Below are 1,883 nucleotides of genomic sequence, written 5' to 3'. Positions count from 1 at the left end.
GTCGGGAAGCAATTGAGGCGGCGCGGCTCCTGGTGCCGGATCTACGGGTGTTGGGACAAATTATTTTGCCCCTGGCATTACCGAGTTTTGTGGCGAGTTTTGGGTTGATTTTTCTGTTAAGCTTGATGGACTATAGCCTTCCTTCCCTGTTTGGCATTGGCACTTATGCCCTAGAAATTTTCGCGGAATACAGCACCAGCAATGAGCCAGCTAGGGCGTTTCTTTTAGCAGTACCCCTCTTGGCGATCGCCTGGGGGGTGATTTTGATCTTACAACTTCCCCTCCAGCAAACGATGCAACTTTCGCCCCAGGAAAATCTCTGGGAAATTCCCCCCCAGTGGCCTTGGTGGTTTATCAGGTTGCAGCACTTAGCCTTGGGTCTTTTTGCACTGCAAATTTTCGTGCCCATTCTGACGCTGATCATCGTGGTGGCCCAGGAACCCCAGTGGTTGACCCCAATCCAAGCGGCGGCCGGGGAAATAACTTTTACCGTTGGCCTGGGTTTGACGGTGGCGATCGCCGCTTTACCCATGGCCTTGGCGATCGCCCAGCTTCTCAACCGTGATGACCGTTGGGGGAGAGTGACTTGGGGGCTGGTGATTTGGGCCTTGGCTTTACCCGCCCCCCTAGTGGGGATTGGCTTGATTGATCTGTGGAATCGCCCGCTTCCCCTGGAAATTTACGGCACACCGTTGATGCCATTTTTAGCCCACCTCGCCCGTTTTACGTCCTTCGCCAGTTTGGTACTCCTAGCGCAATTACAGCAATTGAACCAACCCCTCTGGGAGGCGACCCGCTTGGAAGTTGGCCCCCGGTGGCGGATTTGGCTCTGGTTGCGTTTACCCCTGCTCCTACCGGGGTTGTTGGCGGCGGCGGGCCTGGTCTTTGCCCTCAGTGTCGGTGAATTGGGCGCGACTTTGATCGTGATTCCCCCTGGATATTCCACCCTCACCCTCCGGATTTATAACTACTTGCATTACGGAGCGGCGGCGTCGGTGGCGGTGTTATGTCTAGTGTTGGTGGCGATCGCCTTTGGGGTTGGTGGACTGATGGCTTGGGGATTAAGGAGTTGGAGCACCATTTACCGAGGGGGGAGATAGAACATGATCCAAGTCGAAAATCTCAGCAAAACCTATCAGACAGCTAAAATTCTGGATAATTTAGCTCTGACAGTAGAACCAGGGCAAACCGTGGCGATTTTAGGGCCATCTGGGAGCGGTAAAACCACCCTCTTGCGTTTGATCGCCGGCCTCGATCAACCCGATGGCGGTACAATTTCCCTCGCGGGTCAGGTGGTCAGTTCTTCAACGCAAATCCTCGCTCCCCACCAACGTCACATTGGGTTTGTCTTTCAAACGCCGATTCTCTGGCCCCACATGACCATCTCCCAAAATATTGCCTTTGGCCTGGGCCACCTCACGGCCCCAGTGAAAAAACAACGCATTCAACAACTCCTCGAACGGTTGGCGATCGCCCCCTTGGCTCACCGTTACCCCTACCAACTTTCCGGAGGGGAGGCGAAACGGGCTTCCTTGGCAAGGGTTTTAGCGCCCCATCCCCCTTACATCCTTTTTGATGAACCCCTGACGAACCTGGATCTCACCCTTAAACAGACTCTGCTCCATTACATCCGCGAATATCTTGAGCTAACTGCTGCCTGTGCCCTTTATGTCACCCATAACCCGACCGAAGCCCAATATCTCAGCGAGAAAATTTTCTGGCTAAAGGAAGGAAAGCTGCAATCCGATGAAATCCCCTGAACCATACAGCTTAAAACTCTGGAAATACCTGCTTTTTGGCGCAATTGTCAGCACCTTGGGCCTATTTATCTGGGAGCTTTTGTCTCTCTTTCAAAGCTGGCAGGGACAACCCAAACAACCAGG

At 53.6% G+C, this 1,883-nt stretch carries 2 protein-coding genes; both read left to right on the top strand.

Annotated features, from left to right (window positions below; translation table 11 throughout):
• On the top strand, positions 1-1,100 hold a 1,100-nt coding region (locus AACT35_RS08575), incomplete at its 5' end, for an ABC transporter permease (RefSeq protein WP_099239818.1).
• A gap of 3 nt (positions 1,101-1,103) precedes the next feature.
• Positions 1,104-1,760 carry an ABC transporter ATP-binding protein gene (locus tag AACT35_RS08570; protein ID WP_099239816.1) on the top strand — a complete coding sequence of 219 codons (657 nt, stop codon included), beginning with the start codon at positions 1,104-1,106 and terminating at the stop codon, positions 1,758-1,760.
• Positions 1,761-1,883 lie beyond the last annotated feature (123 nt).

The organism is Synechococcus sp. BDU 130192 (assembly GCF_963876085.1).
In the GTDB taxonomy this organism is placed as follows: Bacteria; Cyanobacteriota; Cyanobacteriia; order Cyanobacteriales; family MRBY01; genus MRBY01.
Note: the sequence above shows the minus strand (reverse complement) of the source record. Positions and strands in the feature narration are given on the sequence as shown.

Bases quoted from the DNA above. Each gene is read 5' to 3' on its own strand.
- AACT35_RS08570 (WP_099239816.1), top strand. From the start codon at position 1,104: ATGATCCAAGTCGAAAATCTCAGCAAAACCTATCAGACAGCTAAAATT.